The 16,856-nt window shown below is 44.0% G+C and carries 13 protein-coding genes and 1 pseudogene; 7 read left to right on the top strand and 7 right to left on the bottom strand.

Going from position 1 to position 16,856, the window contains the following annotated elements:
* Positions 1-145: 145 nt before the first annotated feature.
* Entirely contained in the window at positions 146-949 is an 804-nt protein-coding gene (locus QZ327_RS05250; protein ID WP_294617729.1) for an MBL fold metallo-hydrolase, read from the bottom strand.
* Positions 950-1,166: 217 nt separating this feature from the next.
* A pseudogene (locus tag QZ327_RS05245) lies at positions 1,167-2,549 on the bottom strand (peptide MFS transporter).
* A 145-nt stretch (positions 2,550-2,694) separates the two neighbouring features.
* On the opposite strand from QZ327_RS05245, the gene QZ327_RS05240 reads away from it, so the two are divergent.
* Positions 2,695-3,384 (top strand): HAD family hydrolase, encoded by a 690-nt coding sequence (locus tag QZ327_RS05240; protein ID WP_294617728.1) that lies wholly within the window; start codon positions 2,695-2,697, stop codon positions 3,382-3,384.
* 162 nt (positions 3,385-3,546) lie between these two features.
* Here QZ327_RS05240 and uxaC read toward each other — a convergent pair whose 3' ends face one another.
* Positions 3,547-4,953, bottom strand: coding sequence for a glucuronate isomerase (uxaC, locus tag QZ327_RS05235; RefSeq protein ID WP_294617727.1), 1,407 nt, complete (start codon positions 4,951-4,953; stop codon positions 3,547-3,549).
* A gap of 234 nt (positions 4,954-5,187) precedes the next feature.
* Here uxaC and QZ327_RS05230 point away from each other — a divergent pair, with 234 nt between their 5' ends.
* The gene (locus QZ327_RS05230; RefSeq protein ID WP_294617724.1) at positions 5,188-6,249 is read left to right on the top strand and encodes a substrate-binding domain-containing protein; all 1,062 of its coding nucleotides are present in this window, start codon (positions 5,188-5,190) and stop codon (positions 6,247-6,249) included.
* A 60-nt stretch (positions 6,250-6,309) separates the two neighbouring features.
* On the top strand, positions 6,310-7,788 hold the full coding sequence (locus QZ327_RS05225) for a tagaturonate reductase (protein ID WP_294617723.1): 1,479 nt from the start codon (positions 6,310-6,312) through the stop codon (positions 7,786-7,788).
* Positions 7,789-7,984: 196 nt separating this feature from the next.
* Here QZ327_RS05225 and QZ327_RS05220 read toward each other — a convergent pair whose 3' ends face one another.
* Complete coding sequence (locus QZ327_RS05220; protein ID WP_294617722.1) at positions 7,985-8,506, bottom strand: FHA domain-containing protein; 522 nt, start codon at positions 8,504-8,506, stop codon at positions 7,985-7,987.
* Between the two features lie 45 nt (positions 8,507-8,551).
* Positions 8,552-9,652, bottom strand: coding sequence for an SPOR domain-containing protein (locus tag QZ327_RS05215; protein ID WP_294617721.1), 1,101 nt, complete (start codon positions 9,650-9,652; stop codon positions 8,552-8,554).
* Between the two features lie 335 nt (positions 9,653-9,987).
* Between QZ327_RS05215 and QZ327_RS05210 the strand changes: the two genes are divergently transcribed.
* Genes QZ327_RS05210 through QZ327_RS05195 form a run of 4 tightly spaced genes read left to right on the top strand, consistent with a single transcriptional unit; the run spans position 9,988 to position 14,098 of the window.
* Positions 9,988-11,421, top strand: a complete 1,434-nt coding sequence (locus QZ327_RS05210) for a capsule assembly Wzi family protein (protein WP_294617720.1) — start codon at positions 9,988-9,990, stop codon at positions 11,419-11,421.
* 4 nt (positions 11,422-11,425) lie between these two features.
* The gene (gene rfbC / locus QZ327_RS05205) at positions 11,426-11,974 is read left to right on the top strand and encodes a dTDP-4-dehydrorhamnose 3,5-epimerase (protein ID WP_294617718.1); all 549 of its coding nucleotides are present in this window, start codon (positions 11,426-11,428) and stop codon (positions 11,972-11,974) included.
* A gap of 3 nt (positions 11,975-11,977) precedes the next feature.
* Positions 11,978-13,291: a UDP-glucose/GDP-mannose dehydrogenase family protein gene (locus tag QZ327_RS05200; protein WP_294617717.1), complete on the top strand. Its 1,314-nt coding sequence runs from the start codon at positions 11,978-11,980 to the stop codon at positions 13,289-13,291.
* Between the two features lie 15 nt (positions 13,292-13,306).
* Positions 13,307-14,098, top strand: coding sequence for a DUF4738 domain-containing protein (locus tag QZ327_RS05195; protein ID WP_294617716.1), 792 nt, complete (start codon positions 13,307-13,309; stop codon positions 14,096-14,098).
* Positions 14,099-14,145: 47 nt separating this feature from the next.
* Here QZ327_RS05195 and QZ327_RS05190 read toward each other — a convergent pair whose 3' ends face one another.
* Positions 14,146-15,435, bottom strand: a complete 1,290-nt coding sequence (locus QZ327_RS05190; RefSeq protein WP_294617715.1) for a DEAD/DEAH box helicase — start codon at positions 15,433-15,435, stop codon at positions 14,146-14,148.
* Positions 15,436-15,565: 130 nt separating this feature from the next.
* Positions 15,566-16,795 carry a phosphoserine phosphatase SerB gene (gene serB, locus QZ327_RS05185; protein WP_294617714.1) on the bottom strand — a complete coding sequence of 410 codons (1,230 nt, stop codon included), beginning with the start codon at positions 16,793-16,795 and terminating at the stop codon, positions 15,566-15,568.
* Positions 16,796-16,856: the final 61 nt, after the last annotated feature.

The raw sequence follows: 16,856 nt of genomic DNA, 5'->3' as shown, positions 1-16,856 counted from the left end.
CCTGGACCCACTGATTAAGAGTCAGTTGCTCTACCAACTGAGCTAAGAGTGCATTACTGATTTCTTGTTTGCGGGTGCAAAGGTAGTCCTTTTATTTTATTCCACAAACAAATCTCGGACTTTTTTCGATGAAACCAGCATCTTTTTACTCAAATTCGTACAATTCGGAAGGAGTAGTCCTCTTTAAGGCGCATAGTTGCACGTCTTTACCAACAAGAACACCTTTCTCTCTCAATTTCCATTCAACGGTTTTATAGGCGAGTTCCGGATGATTATTGTCTTTACTTAAATGGCAAAGCCAGATGTACCGCAAATGTCCGGTAATGTTTTCAGCGAGAAATTCTGCGGTGGCAATATTGCTCATGTGCCCGGTACGGCTGGTTATACGCTCTTTCAAGTATTGAGGATATGTACCCATACGCAACATTTCCTCATCATAGTTGGCTTCCAATATCAGGTAGTTGGCTTTACAGATATATTGCGCCGCAATAGGAGTTATTTCTCCAAGGTCGGTGAGAAAAGAGAATACCTTTCCGTCTATCTCGATACAATAGCCTACATTGTCTGTACCGTCATGAGGAACTTCAAAAGATTCGATACGGAAATCTTCCAACTGCATGGGATGCTGCTTCTCCAGATAGCGGACGGAAGAATATAACTTCTCCGTCATACAATAACTCCTGTTTATGCCTTCATGAATACGTGCTGTCGTATAGATGGGAATATTCAATTTTTCTCCCAGTCCGCCTACCGCTTTAATGTGGTCGGCATGGTCGTGGGTGACAAACACTGCACGTATCATTTCCATATTGATACCTGCCTCTTTCAATCCTTTTTTTATAGTACGGACAGCAATACCGGCATCTATAAGTATTCCGTATCTTTCTGTACCTATATAATAACAATTGCCACTGCTACCACTTGCAAGGCTTATAAATCTTACTTTCATTCTAATCTTCTTAAATCAAAAAGAGAGTGTGCCACGACAAACTTCAACATTACTCCATCATTTTGAACGAAGCTAATGCTATCAATCAGGTCTTCAACACATCTCCCCCAGAGACGGCATGAACAAGACAAAACCAAACTTGTCCAATTTATGCCAAAGGAGCTTTCCGCTGCCTTTTTTACGGGGCAAATATACGTAAAATATGCAATATAAAAGATTATGCTTTCTTCTTTTTGTCGATGAATTCAGTGGTTTTGGCAAAAACCAATAAAGCCACGGCAGCCACTAATCCTATTCCTGCAAAGTAATACCAAATGTAATGCGCATTGACACTGGCGGCTTCCCAAGCCTCCCGACTTGCAAACAAAGCCGGGTCAGGGCAATACTTAGTCAGCAATACGCCTGCTATGCCAAAACCGAAAATGGAAGATAAGAAAGAGTGGAGATGGCTGAAACCGAGATACATGCCTTCTTCTCCCTTGGGAGCCTGTAAAGAGAAATATTCCAGATAGCGCGGAGAGATAAAGCATTCTGCCAACGCCTGAACCACAATGCCGAGTATCATCATCAGGGTGATATTGCTCATTCCCGACATGACATCATCGCCCAACAGGTTTCCGCATGCCATCAGCAATGCGGATACGGGAATCAGAAACATGCCGATATTCATGGATGTAATTGCCGTACGTTTTGCCATCCATCGGGTAATGAAACTTACGCAACAAACCACTACAAAAGGATTTACATTGGCTATCCAACCCGGTTTGGCGGTTTCGCCTGCCATACGGATAACATACTTGGGCATTGTTGCATAAAGTTGTTGTTACACCATCCAGAATCCGGTTACGATAAGGATAAGAATCAATAAGCGCCAGTTGGTGATGATGCGCAGGAAACCTTGTCCTATTTCGCGCATGCTTTTTCCTTCGCCTGCCGTATGTGCCGATTTGTATAGCAGGATAACGGACAGCAACGCCAGGATAGTCATTGCTGCAGAAAAGAAATTGATATAGATATAAGCCTGCTCACCGATGGCATTGCGCAAAGGGTCGATAATTGTCTTTCCGGTAAAAGCGCCGAAATTTACCATCATATAAAAAATTGAATAACCGCGGGCACGGGTTGCTTCGGTCGTCTCTTTCGCTACCGATGCGGATATGATAGATTTGATGAACGAACCGCCAAGCATAATGACAAACAATACGGGAACAATCATCCACCGTTCGTTACTGCCAGGCAATCCCATGAAACATGTCACCTCGCCATATTTCACCAAACCGGCAGCTTCAAGCAATGTAGGCAGTACTCCCAAGCCCAAATAACCTGCAGACAACAAGGAGAATGCAATAATCATCGATTTACGAAAACCTATCTTATCGGCGTATGCTCCGGTGAAAATGGGAAGCAGGTAGAGTCCGCCGGAGAACAGACCGGAAATCATACTTGCTTCAAAATCGTTGAAACCTAAAATGTTGGACAAATAAATGGTAAGAACAATAAATACGGCATAATATGCCATGCGTTCAAAAAGTTCTACTGTGTTGCTTACCCAAAAGGCTTTGCTGAAGCCTTTGGCATTGATTTGGGGTGATTGAGTCATCCTTTACTGATTAATTGTTATGTTTTTAATTTATTTATTTTTTCGAAAGACAAACTTCACTTTAGCAGTACAAGCAAGCTTGATTGCGTTCGATTTGCATTATCTTTGCAGCAAAGATACTTAATAACAATAAAACAGGCAACGCATGAAAGACAAAATAGAAATCGTAGCATTCGACGCAGACGATACCCTTTGGGAAAACGAGCTTTATTTTCAGGAGTTTGAGCACATATTCTGCGATTTATTAAAAACGTACCAATCACCGGAAGTTGTTTCGCAAGAACTCTTCAAGACAGAAATGAAGAATCTACACATGTATGGGTATGGTTTGAAAAGCATGATGCTCAGCATGATTGAAACAGCATGCCGGATTACTGACGGTAAAGAGAGCCTGCACTGTGTAGAAGAAATCGTCAGACAGGGACAGGCGCTTCTCCAAAATCCTGTAACGCTTTTGGATGGGGTAGAAGAGGTGTTGCTCCAACTGCAAGGAAAATACAGGCTGGTATTGGCAACCAAAGGAGACTTGTTCGACCAAAGAAGAAAAGTTATGGATTCAGGACTGATGCGTTACTTTTGTCACATTGAAATAATGAGCGATAAGAAAGAAGCCGATTACAAGAAATTGCTCGATGCCGTGGGATGCACCCCACAGAATTTCCTGATGCTTGGAAACTCCATAAAATCGGATGTGTTACCGGTGTTGAAATTAGGAGGGTATGCCGCCCATATACCTTATCACATCACTTGGCAGTATGAAAGCCATGACGGAAATGTGACGCATCCCAACTTTATCCAATTAAAAATCATCAAGGAGATAATAAAGTATCTCTGATTATAAACAGTAACTTAGGATTAATTGTCGTATACAGCCCGTCTTAGTCATACGAAATCCCCTTGTTCATCTTCATTCTGAAACGAAGATAGAACAAGGGGATTTTTTATACAGTACCAACAACATTTCGTTATCGGTAATCGTACATTTTTAATGCAAAGTTTAGAACTGGAAGAAGTTCTTTGCGTTGTAATAGCTGATGTCTTCAATCATTTGGTTTACGCGTTCCATTTCAGAAGCAGGAATTTCACCGTTTTCCACATCACGACCTACGAGGTTGCACAATGTACGACGGAAATATTCATGACGCGGATAGGAGAGGAACGAACGTGAATCCGTAAGCATACCTACAAAACGGCTCAGCAAACCCAGTACGGAAAGTGCGTTCATCTGTTTTTCCATACCGTCTTTCTGATCGAGGAACCACCAGCCCGAACCGAACTGAATCTTACCGGCAACAGTACCGTCCTGAAAGTTACCCAACATAGTAGCGATTACCTCATTGGCGCACGGATTCAGATTGTAAAGAATGGTCTTCGTCAGCTTGCCTGCCGAATTCAAGCGGTCAAGGAATTTAGCCATTGCTTTGGCAGTAGTAAATTCTCCGATAGAGTCGAAACCGGTGTCGGGTCCGAGCAACTTGAACATCTTGCTGTTATTGTTGCGGATGGCACCATAGTGGAATTGCTGTGTCCAACCCTTTTCCCAATCCATTTCGCCGAAGACAACCAGCATTGCCGACTTGAATTTCAGGATTTCTTCCTTCGTCAACTCCGTACCGCCATATACCTTATTGAATATCGCTTTAATCTCGGCATCCGTATAATCCTCTGCATAGAACTCCTCAATGCCGTGATCGGACAATTTACATCCTTGGGCAGCAAAGAAATCGTGACGCTTGCGCAAAGCCGCAATCATGTCATCGAAAGTGGAAATAGCCACACCGCTTACCTCTGCCAACTTCTCTACGTATGCACGGAAATCGGCAGGAACTTCTACCGCCATCGCCTTATCGGGACGCCAGGTAGGGAGCATCTTGATTTCAAAGCCGCTTTCACGGGTCTTGATGTGGTATTCCAATGAATCAATAGGATCGTCTGTCGTACAAACAGCTTCCACATGATAACGGCGCATCATGCCACGGGCAGAATATTCAGGTTGTTTCAACTTCTCGTTACATTCGTCATAAATCTCACGTGCGGTCTTGGGGTTCAGAATCTTATCAATGCCGAATGCCGTCTTCAATTCCAAGTGAGTCCAATGATATAAAGGGTTGCGGAAAGTATAAGGCACGGTTTCCGCCCACTTCTCGAACTTTTCCCAATCGGTAGTGTCCTTACCGGTACAGAAACGTTCGTCTACACCGTTGGTACGCATAGCACGCCACTTGTAGTGATCGCCCCCCAGCCAGATTTCGGTCAGTGACTTGAACTGATAATCGTCTGCTACCATCTGCGGGATTAAATGACAGTGATAATCGATAATCGGCATCTTAGCCGCATGCTCGTGGTACAACTTCTGTGCGGTTTCTGTCTGCAACAGGAAGTTTTCGTCCATAAAGTTTTTCATCTTCTTGTGTTTTAAGTATCTAAAAAAATTACTTTCTTGTCATTACACCTATATAGTATTGATTATAAAGCTAATAAGGCGGATAAGGCTTTTTACTTTTATTAACCGTTATCGAACACAAAAGTAGAAATTTTACTTGGAGAAACAAAATAATTCGTATATTTGCAGCGAATATTTATAATATTTAAGTTTTCAACGTGAGACCTTTATAGAGCCTTTCGGGTGCAAAAGAATATGGAAAACAAGAATTATACGATAAAAGATATTGCACGTATGGCAGGTGTATCCGCCGGAACCGTGGACCGTGTGCTCCACGACCGGGGCGATGTGTCGCGTGCAAGCAGGGAAAAAGTACAGAAAGTCCTTGATGAAATCGATTATCATCCCAATATGTTCGCTATAGGTCTGGCGGCAAAAAAGCGTTATCACATAGTATGTATTATACCTTATTATATAGAACATGACTATTGGCACTCCGTAGCGCAGGGAATAGACCGTGCCGCACAAGAACTGCGTCCGTTTAATGTGGGAGTAAGCTATCTGTTTTACAGTCATGCGACCAAGGCTTCATATGAAACGGCATGTACGCAACTTCGGTCTGAACCCGTCGATGCGGTATTGATTGCTCCGAATTTCCAGGATACCACCTTGAAGCTGACATCCTATCTGGAAGAAAAAAAAATACCTTATGCCTTTATAGACTTCAATATGGAGCAGACCCATGCGTTATGCTACATAGGGCAGGACTCTCAAGTGAGCGGATACATTGCCGCCAAGATACTGATGCGTCGCTATCGGGAAGGGCAGGAACTGGTATTATTCCTGAATAATCAGAAGAATAGTCCTGCCGAAGTCCAGATGCAACGCCGCCTGAAAGGATTTATGCAATATCTTGCTGCTGAACACAACAATCTGACCATACACGATGTGGTTCTCCACAAGGAGGACACGGATATCAACGAGAAGCAACTGGACACCTTCTTTTCCGAACACCCCAATGCCTCTTTAGGTGTTGTATTCAACTCCCGCGTATATCAGGTGGCAAGCTATCTGCAAAAGAAAGGACAAAAACTGGATGCGTTGGTCGGTTACGACTTGCTGCAAAAGAATGTGGAATACCTGAAAAGCGGCGAGGTGAACTATCTCATCGGGCAACGACCGGGATTGCAGGGATATTGCGGCATCAAAGCGCTATGTAACCATGTCGTATTCAAAAAGCCGGTAATCCCCGTAAAGTATATGCCCATTGATGTACTGATGAAAGAAAACATAGAGTTCTATTTCGAGTTTGAATAACCTTTTGCACGCTATTGAGAATACTATCAATCATAAACCATAATTAAAATCATTTTCAAGATGAAAGCATTAAACAAACAGACGGCTCCCAAATCCGTTGCCCCCGAACGAATTATCCAGTTTGGTGAAGGTAATTTCCTTCGCGCATTCGTAGACTGGATTGTCTACAACATGAATCAGAAAACCGACTTCAACAGTAGCGTTGTAGTGGTTCAACCCATAGAAAGGGGTATGGCAGAGTGGCTGAACGGGCAAGACTGCCTCTACCACGTCAACCTGCAAGGTCGCTTGAACGGTGAAGCCGTCAACACCCTGACACGTATTGATTGCATCAGCCGTGCATTGAACCCATATTCCCAGAACTCTGCATTCATGGCGCTTGCCGACCAGCCCGAAATACGTTTCGTTATCTCCAACACAACGGAAGCTGGCATTGCATTCGATCCGAACTGCAAGTTCAGCGATGCTCCTGCCGCCTCTTATCCGGGCAAACTAACCCAGTTGTTGTACCGTCGTTTCAAGACTTTTAAAGGTGACAAGACAAAAGGCCTTATCATCATGCCTTGTGAGCTTATTTTCCTGAACGGACACCATTTGAAAGAATGTATCTATCAGTACATCGAACTTTGGAAAGAAGACTTCGGCACAGATTATGAGAAGTTCAAGACTTGGTTTACAAAATATTGCTACGTATGTGCTACATTGGTAGACCGCATCGTTCCGGGCTTTCCGCGCAAGGAAATTGCACAGATTCAGAAGAAAATCTGTTATGCCGACAACTTGGTAGTACAGGCCGAAATCTTCCACCTTTGGGTAATCGAAGCTGCCGAAAACCTCTCTCTCCGCCAGTTGGCAGAGGAATTCCCGGCAAACAAGGCAGGGTTGAATGTGCTTTTCGTGAAGTCCGAAGCCCCTTATCACGAAAGAAAAGTCACCTTGCTGAATGGTCCTCACACCGTACTTTCTCCGGTGGCTTACTTGAGCGGTGTCAACATCGTGCGCGATGCCTGCAACCATCCGATTATCGGCAAATATGTCCGCAAAGTACAGTTTGACGAACTGATGCAGACATTGAACCTGCCTATGGACGAACTGAAGAAATTTGCTGCCGATGTATTGGAACGTTTCGACAATCCTTACGTAGAGCATCAGGTGACCAGCATCATGTTAAATTCTTTCCCGAAATACCAGACTCGCGACCTGCCGGGACTGAAGACTTATTTGGAACGCAAAGGCGAGCTTCCGAAGGGATTGGTGCTCGGTCTTGCCGCCATCATCACCTATTACAAAGGCGGTGTGCGTGCCGATGGTGCCGAAATCATCCCGAATGATGCTCCCGAAATCATGCAACTGTTGAAAGACCTTTGGGCAACGGGTGATACCCGCAAAGTTGCAGAAGGAGTATTGGCGGCCAAAGACCTGATTTGGGGCGAACACGGAGATTTGAATGCAATTCCGGGATTGACAAACATGGTTGTCGGCTTCCTGAATTCTATCCAAGAAAAGGGCATGTTGCAAACTGTAAAAGAGATTCTCTGATAGAGAACCGATGTAACGAAAAAAAAACAGAGCAAGACTTTGACCTTGCTCTGTTTTTTTTATGTTTGCTCCGTCTGATATTAGTAACGGTTATATAGGACCGACCGAATATCTTGCATATCTTTACCGGACAAAGCGATATTCATCAAATTCCGAATAATAATGAAAAACAGCCTGATATACATTATCTTCAATATTACTCTGCCGCCCGAAGAATAAATGTTGTAGCGCCGATAGTCACAATAGCCCCATCATCGATGCGGATACGGTCTTTATCGCCTAAGATTTCATTGTTCAGGAAAGTGCCTGTCAGGCTTGGAGCATCACGCAAAGTATAGATAAGTTTACCCTGCTTGTTACGTTTCACATTGATAACGCAATGATTGCGATCCATACTCATATCCGCGGTCTCTATCGGAACATTGATTACCGTTCCTACACAACGGCGTCCAATCTTATTGTCCCCCTCTTGTAGCGGCAATACTTGCTTGAAGCCGAAAACGTTCTCAATGACTGTAATGTTTCCGAAAGCTTCCTTGTATTCGGTTTCATCCGGATTCTCTTCTTTCTGCGGAGCTTTCATCTTCGTCTTGCCCAAACGTATGCTGAACTGTTTCTTGCAGTTCTCGCAAACAAATACTAAGGATTGACCTTCCGTATATTTTGTTTCATCGAAAGTCAGGTAATTCTCACATTTAGGACAACGGATACGTTTCATTGAGTTGATGGATAGTTGGTAATTAACAATTCGTCACGAAAAAAACTATTTCTTCAACACCCAGGCATTCCGGTATGTTTCATCCTGGCGAAGCTGGTTCAAAGCGCGATATGCTTCTTTCTCTGTAGCGTATGACTGAATGCTGACACGCGTTTTACCGCCACCGATGATTGCTTTAGCGCCGGTATGTCCTTTGGCAATCAACTGTTGCGCCATGACATCGGCATCTTTCTCGTTACCTACGCTTGCCACAATAATATGATAAATCGTTTTTGCAGGTTTCGAGATAGAAACAGCGTCTGCCGTCACTTCTACTTTCGGCTGAACGGAAACTGCAACGGGCTGCTGGCGTACTTTCACTTCTTTCACGGCAACAGGAGCAACCGCTTTCTTGCCCGCAGTCTGCGGCAAGCTGGCTTGAGCGGTTTTTGTCTTCTTGGTATCGTTATGTTGGCGAACAACAATCGGAGTGATAGCCAATGATTGCTTTTCTATCTGCTCGAATAGGTCGCCGGGCAACAACCGGGCATAGTTAGCTTCTACCACTTCCGTATTCTCTATGGGCGCAGAAAGAAAGAAGAACAATGCCACAATAGCAATCATGGCAACGGCATTGACCAAATAAGAAGAGTTGATACGAATCTCGTATTTATGTTTTTTTTCTTTCCGAACATCCGGTGTAAAAGGAATAACTTTACTCTCGCTCTCCTGGGATCTATGCAAAGCAGAGAGTTCCTGCATCTCAAAACTGCCAAGCCCATATAAATAAGGAGTCGTAACCTTGTTGTCATAAGGCACAAAGCCGTAAGTATCGTGAATGGAGTAACGTAACTCACCGATATTGGGCATATCCGCCTTTCCGTTCTCATGAAGACAGGCAATCAACTCTTTTACCGATTTGTCTACAATCCGAGTGGCATCGGAAAAGTTCGTGCCGTACACAGTCATATAAGATTGCACCAACAACCCGTCATTGATTTTCAATCGCGGATTGAAACCGACAATGCGGGTAGGGGGCAAGAACCTGTTCTCTTCCGCCACTCTCACTGCCGGAGTATAATGAGCGATAAACCCACCCAACCCCGGAACAATGACACAATCATTCTCCAATAACAAAACTTCTATATGCTGTGCTAATTCAATCATGTCACAAAAGTAGCGGTTTTATCGGACATACGCCACTTTTGAGCCGTTTTTCTTATTAACAATTTATAAACGCGGCAAACTTTGGAAACTCCTTTATCGCCCGTGACTGATATATTAGATTTTTTTCCTACTTTTGCAACGTTTTCAACGTTTCTTTTGAGTAGTTAGGACTGTAAACTATAGATTTATTAATAACAGATAGTATATGACATGGACTAATTTCAAGCTAAGTAAATGTTGAAAAACGGCTTATATCATATTGGTATTTACTTATATTTATTTAAATGAACACAGATAACTGTCGGTACTTCACCAAATACAGACTATTCAACACTATGCGTACTCCTATTTGTTTATTAGCCCTTATCCTTATGGGAGGCAACACGGCAACCGCACAAGTTTCTCCGTTTGTGGAATACGGAGCTGTAGTGCATGCGGGAGACAACACCCCTTTATGGCAAGTGAGTAACCGGCAAGGACTCGGTTCTATCTATAACAATACATATATACGTGGCGGAGTGGGCTACAAGCATCAACTTGGCAAGTGGAAGTTTGAAGAGAAACTGGACATGGCAGCTGCCACCGGAATAAATTTTAAAGGCGATAAGGATATCTTCGTCCAACAGGCATATATAGATGTACGTTATAAGTGGTTGGGACTGTTTGCAGGAAGCCGCGAGAAAGGCGCTCCGTTGCTGAACAATGCTTTAAGCAGCGGCGACATGACATGGTCGGGCAATGCAAGGCCGATTCCGCAAATAATGGCAGGTATCCCCGAATACCTTTATATACTTCCGCGCCTTGCCATAAAAGGGGAAATTTCATACGGATGGTTCACTGACAATAAATATCAGAAACGTAAGGTAGGAGTAGGATATTCTTATACAAAGGATATCAAATATCACCACAAAGAAGGATTTATCCGCGTTGGAGTGCCCAACGGAAAATGGCAGTTTGATATCGGCATGACGCTTGACACACAGTTCGGCGGAAACATGATTAGTGCGAACGGCAGCACAATGGACTTGGGAAATACGCTGAAGGACTATTTCAGAGTATTTATCCCCGGTGCAGGAGACGAGGACAAACCTCTGAACGACAGTCAATTTTATCAGGGGAACTTCTTGGGTAGCGAACAAATCAGACTGACCCATCGTGCCGACAAATTCTCTGTCAGTGCATATTTGTGTAACCACTTTGACGACTTCTCCGCCATGGGCAAACAAAATGGCTGGGACGGGTTGTGGGGACTCGAAATGAGTTTCAACGATTTCAAACCTGTTAATGCGGTTGTTTTCGAATATTTGCAAACTACTAACATGAGTGGTCCGTTGCACGGCTTGCACGAACCGGAGGAAGGTCCCGTACATAAGACAGGCGGTTCCGACAATTATTACAACAACGGTCTGTATCCGGGCTGGTCGCATTGGGGCATGATGATAGCCAACCCGTTGATTGCTTCGCCTATTTATAACAAAGACGGCGACATGGCTTTCAAGTACAATCGTGTAAAAGCGTTGCACATCGGCTGGAGCGGACTGATAAGCCCGGAATGGAGCTATATCGCTAAAATGAGCCACAACAGGACATGGGGTACACCCGGTACTCCTACACTGGATATCCTGGAAAATTTCTCGGCGTATGCTTCATTCTCTTACTCTCCCGAAAAGTGGAAAGGTTGGCATTTCAATGCTTCCTTTGCTTTGGATATGGGAGAAATATACGGAGACAATTTTGGATTTGAAATGAAAATACATAAAACATTCTAAAGTAATGAACTATATACAAACGGAAATTGAAGGCGTATGGATCATCGAGCCTAAAGTGTTCAATGACGCACGCGGCTACTTTATGGAAGCGTTTAAAGAAGATGAGTTCCGTGCCAATATCGGCGATGTACATTTTGTACAAGACAACGAGTCGAAATCTTCTTTCGGCGTACTGCGCGGATTACATTATCAGAAAGGCGAATACAGCCAAGCTAAATTGGTGCGCGTCATAAAAGGAAAAGTGCTGGACGTTGCAGTTGACCTGCGTCAATCTTCTCCTACATTCGGCAAATATGCCAGCGTGGAGTTGAGCGAAGAGAACAAACGCCAGTTCTTTATTCCCCGCGGCTTTGCCCACGGCTTTCTGGTGTTGAGCGAAGAGGCAATCTTTACTTATAAGGTAGACAACGGATATGCTCCGCAGGCAGAGGCATCTATCCGTTTCGATGATGAGACCGTAGGCATTGAATGGCCGGTTGATAAATCCCAATTCATAGTATCAGAGAAAGACGGACATGCCGTGTCGTTCAAAGATGCGGAATATTTTGAATAAGACATGAAAATAGCCATTGTCGGTACGGGATATGTTGGTTTGGTAACCGGTACTTGTTTTGCAGAAATAGGTGTGAACGTTATTTGCGTTGATACCAACAGCGAAAAGATAGAGGCATTGAAGCAGGGAATTATTCCAATCTATGAAAACGGACTGGAAGAAATGGTAAACCGGAATGCAAAAGCGGGACGCCTGCAATTCACAACTTCTTTGGAAAGCTGCCTGAATGAGGTAGACGTTATATTCAGCGCCGTGGGCACTCCGCCCGATGAAGATGGCAGTGCCGACCTGAGTTATGTGCTTGAAGTAGCGCGAACCATCGGACAGAATATGAAGAAATACGTGCTGGTAGTGACTAAAAGCACTGTTCCGGTAGGTACTGCAGGAAAAGTACGTGCGGCTATCCAGGCAGAGCTGGATAAACGGGGCATAGATGTCGATTTCGATGTTGCTTCCAATCCTGAGTTTCTGAAAGAGGGAAATGCGGTGGCAGACTTCATGAGTCCTGACCGGGTAGTGGTAGGAGTGGAGTCCGAACGGGCGAAAGAATTGATGAGCAAGCTCTATAAGCCTTTTTTGTTGAACAACTTCCGCGTCATCTTCATGGATATACCTTCTGCCGAAATGACAAAATATGCCGCCAATTCCATGCTTGCCACCCGTATCAGTTTCATGAACGACATAGCCAATCTGTGCGAGTTGGTAGGAGCAGATGTCAATATGGTGCGCAGCGGCATCGGTTCCGATACGCGTATCGGTCGTAAGTTCCTCTATCCGGGCATCGGATATGGCGGTTCGTGCTTTCCGAAAGACGTAAAGGCATTAATCAAGACTGCCGAACAAAACGGCTATCAAATGCGAATACTTCGTGCGGTAGAGGAGGTTAATGAAAAGCAGAAAAGCGCCTTGTTTGAAAAACTGCAACGGCATTTCAATGATGATTTGCGCGGTAAGACAATCGCTCTATGGGGGCTGGCATTCAAGCCGGAAACGGATGATATGCGCGAAGCACCCTCTTTGATTCTGATAAACAAGTTGATGGATGCAGGTTGCAATGTACGTGTGTACGATCCGGCTGCCATGACAGAATGTCACCGAAGGATAGGTGACAAAGTCTGCTACGCTACCGACATGTACGATGCCGCCCTCGATGCAGATGCTTTGATGTTAGTAACGGAATGGAAAGAATTCCGCTTACCGTCATGGGCAGTAATCAAAAAGGCGATGAGAACCCCAGTGCTGTTGGACGGTCGTAATATTTACGAAAAGAAAGAAATAGAAGAACTTGGATTTACCTACCATTGTATAGGTAAATAAAGGAAGGAGATAGACATGAAAAAACTCGTCATAGAGTTGTGTTGCGTCATACTATTAGTTGCATGTGGCATTGATAAGGGGCAAAATGTTGTCGAAGAAGACACTACTGCCAAAACTTTGCTTCAAGGTGTTTGGATAAATGATGAAACCGAATTGCCTTTGGTACGTATTGAAGGAGATACCATATACTATGCCGACCCTCAAAATATCCCCGTATCATTTAAGATTGTACGAGATACGATGTATGTGTATGGAAGCCATACCGTAGCTTATAAGATTGACAGGCAGACCGAATACAGTTTTTGGTTTCACTCGTTGGCGGATGAAATTGTAAAACTGCATAAATCGGAAAGCCCCGATGATATGCTTGCCTTTGATAATAAAGAAGTGGAGATTATACCGACTACGGAAGTGGTGAAAAAGGACAGCATAGTAATGTATAAAGGCACACGCTATCGGGGATATGTATATATCAACCCTTCAAAGATGAAAGTTATCCGTTCATCCTATTCGGAAGGCGGCATCAGTGTGGATAATATCTATTATGACAATGTTATACATATCTGTGTATATGAGGGTAGGCGGATGCTGTATGGCAGGGACATTACCAAAAAAATATTTTCCGCTATCTTTCCCGAAGACACTTTGAAACAGATGATTCTTGCCGATATGAATTTTATGGGTGTGAATGATAAAGGCTATCGATATCAGGCAACTTTATGCGTTCCGGAAAGTTCCGTGTATAGTCTGGTAGATATTGCAATCGGATTTGATAATCAGATGAAAGTATACCAACATAACGATTAGCCTACAAATTACGCAAATCGTCATGTTGGCACACCCATTCCTTTCACTTACTCTTGTTTCTTGGTTTGACCGGACTTCTTTCCGCCTTCTCTTCGTTTATTGTTATTCCGGTTGCCGTTCTTTCCAGTTCCATTGTTGCGGTGTCCGCCGCCTTTGTAGTTTCGTTTACCTCCGCCATTGGAACGCGGCTTGTATTCAGGGGCTTCGCCTAACTCTTCCGGCATGGCTATCTTATAGATTTCTTTCTCCAAGAAGTTCTCTATGCTCTTGAAGTTGGTTTGCTCCTTTTCACTCACAAAGGTAAGCGCCACACCGTCATTGTTGGCACGTGCCGTACGTCCGATACGATGTACGTAATCTTCGCTGTCATGCGGCACATCATAATTGATAACCAAGCGAATGTCGTCTATATCAATGCCACGAGCCACAATATCGGTGGCAACCAATATATTGATCCGTCCCGCCTTAAACTCATACATTACTTCCTCACGCTGTGCCTGCTCAAGATCCGAATGCATTTCTCCGACATTCAGTTTCATCTGCTTCAGTGCTTTTGTCACTTCCTTCACTTTCAGTTTGGAAGAGGCAAAAATGATGACACGTTCGGGAACCTGCTCGGCAAAGAGATTACGGATAATACCCAGTTTTTGATTTTCATAGCATACATAAGCTGCCTGCACTATCTTCTCGGCAGGTTTGGAAACCGCAAGCTTCACTTCTGCCGGATCATTTAGAATGCTTTTTGCCAACTGTTGTATCTTGGCAGGCATTGTAGCCGAAAACATGATGGTCTGACGTTCTTTAGGCAGGAATTTTACAATTTGCATAATGTCATCATAAAATCCCATATCCAACATACGATCTGCTTCATCCAAAATGAAATAGGAAACACGTGAAAGGTCTACATACCCCAAACTGAGATGTGCTATCAGACGGCCCGGAGTGGCAATTACCACATCTGCTCCTAATGTCAGCCCTCTTTTCTGCTGTTCGAAAAGCACGCCGTCGTTACCACCGTACACTGCCACACTACTGACCGGCATAAAATAAGAGAACCCTTCCATCTGTTGGTCTATCTGTTGCGCCAATTCTCGCGTAGGAGCCATTACTATACAGTTTATGGAATCTTCGGGATGTCCCCCTTCCGAAAGTTTGTTCAGGATAGGCAACAAGTAGGCGGCCGTTTTTCCGGTTCCTGTTTGTGCAACTGCAATCAAGTCCCGGCCTTCGAGTATAACAGGTATTGATTTCTCTTGTATAGGGGTGCACTCGTCAAAACGCATTGCATCCAGTGCTTCAAGCACATTGTCATTTAAATTTAGCTCAGAAAACTTCATGAATTTCTTTTATTTGCCTACAAAGATAATGTAAACCGAAAGCAGAACAAAATATGCTTGCTTAAAAATAGGCTTCCATGATAATTATTAATTATCACAGGAGCCTATCGTATCGTACACACTTGTTTCTTTACCGCGGAATGTCGATATAAGAATCTTTAAATCCTAAGAAGTAAAGTACACCATCCAAACCGATGGTGTTAATGGACTGCTTGGCATTTGCCACAACCTTTGGTTTGGCATGAAAGGCAATACCCAATCCGGCTATGCCCAGCATCGGCAAATCGTTGGCGCCATCGCCCACTGCAATGGTCTGTGCTATATCTACTTTTTCTACCTGTGCTATCAGACGCAACAGCTCCGCCTTGCGCTTACCATCGACCACATCGCCGAGGTAGCGTCCGGTCAGTTTGCCGTTCTCTATTTCCAATTCGTTGGCATATACATAGTCAATACCGTATTTCTGTTGGAGGTAATGTCCGAAATAAGTGAAACCACCCGAAAGAATGGCAATCTTATAGCCGTATTTCTTCAAGACATACATCAAGCGGTCAACACCTTCCGTAATAGGCAAATTCTCTGCAATCTCCTGCATGACAGACTCGTCCAGACCTTTCAGCAATGCCACCCGTTCGCGGAAACTTTCCGTAAAATCTATTTCGCCCCGCATGGCACGTTCGGTAATCGCCTTCACTTGGTCACCAACGCCTGCACGCATAGCCAATTCGTCTATAACTTCAGTCTCTATCAGTGTAGAATCCATATCAAAACAAATAAGGCGACGCATACGACGATACATGTTGTCCAATTGAAAAGAAAAATCCATTTCCAATTCGCTTGCCAACTTCATCAATTGCTCTTGCATGGCTATACGGTCTTTGGGAGTACCACGCACGGAAAACTCAATGCAAGCACGCGTCTTGACATTGCACTCATCCAGCGGAATACGCCCCGTAAGACGCTTGATGGCATCAATATTCATACCCTGTTCTGCCAAAATACGGGTAACTGCGGAAATCTGACGGGCAGATAACTTACGTCCAAGCAATGTAAGGATGTAACGGTTCTTACCCTGCATGCCCACCCAGTTTTCATATTCTTTCGCTGTAATAGGATAGAAACGGATAGTGACACCTAAAGACGAAGCCTTAAACAGCAGTTCTTTCATTATAAAACCGGAATGTCGTTCTTCCGTTTTGCATAGAATACCCAATGACAGCGTATTATGGATGTCAGCCTGCCCGATGTCAAGGATGGTTGCATCGTATTTGGCAAGAATTTCAGTAACCGAAGCCGTCAGTCCCGGACGGTCCTCACCTGTTACACGGATAAGAATAAGTTCTGTACTTAGTGGTTGCATAAGTTGTCTATTAATAGAATAACAAGTTACAAAAGTAAGGAAAATTCCTGTCTTTTTATGC

Source organism: uncultured Bacteroides sp. (assembly GCF_910578895.1).
In the GTDB taxonomy this organism is placed as follows: Bacteria; Bacteroidota; Bacteroidia; order Bacteroidales; family Bacteroidaceae; genus Bacteroides.
Note: the sequence above shows the minus strand (reverse complement) of the source record. Positions and strands in the feature narration are given on the sequence as shown.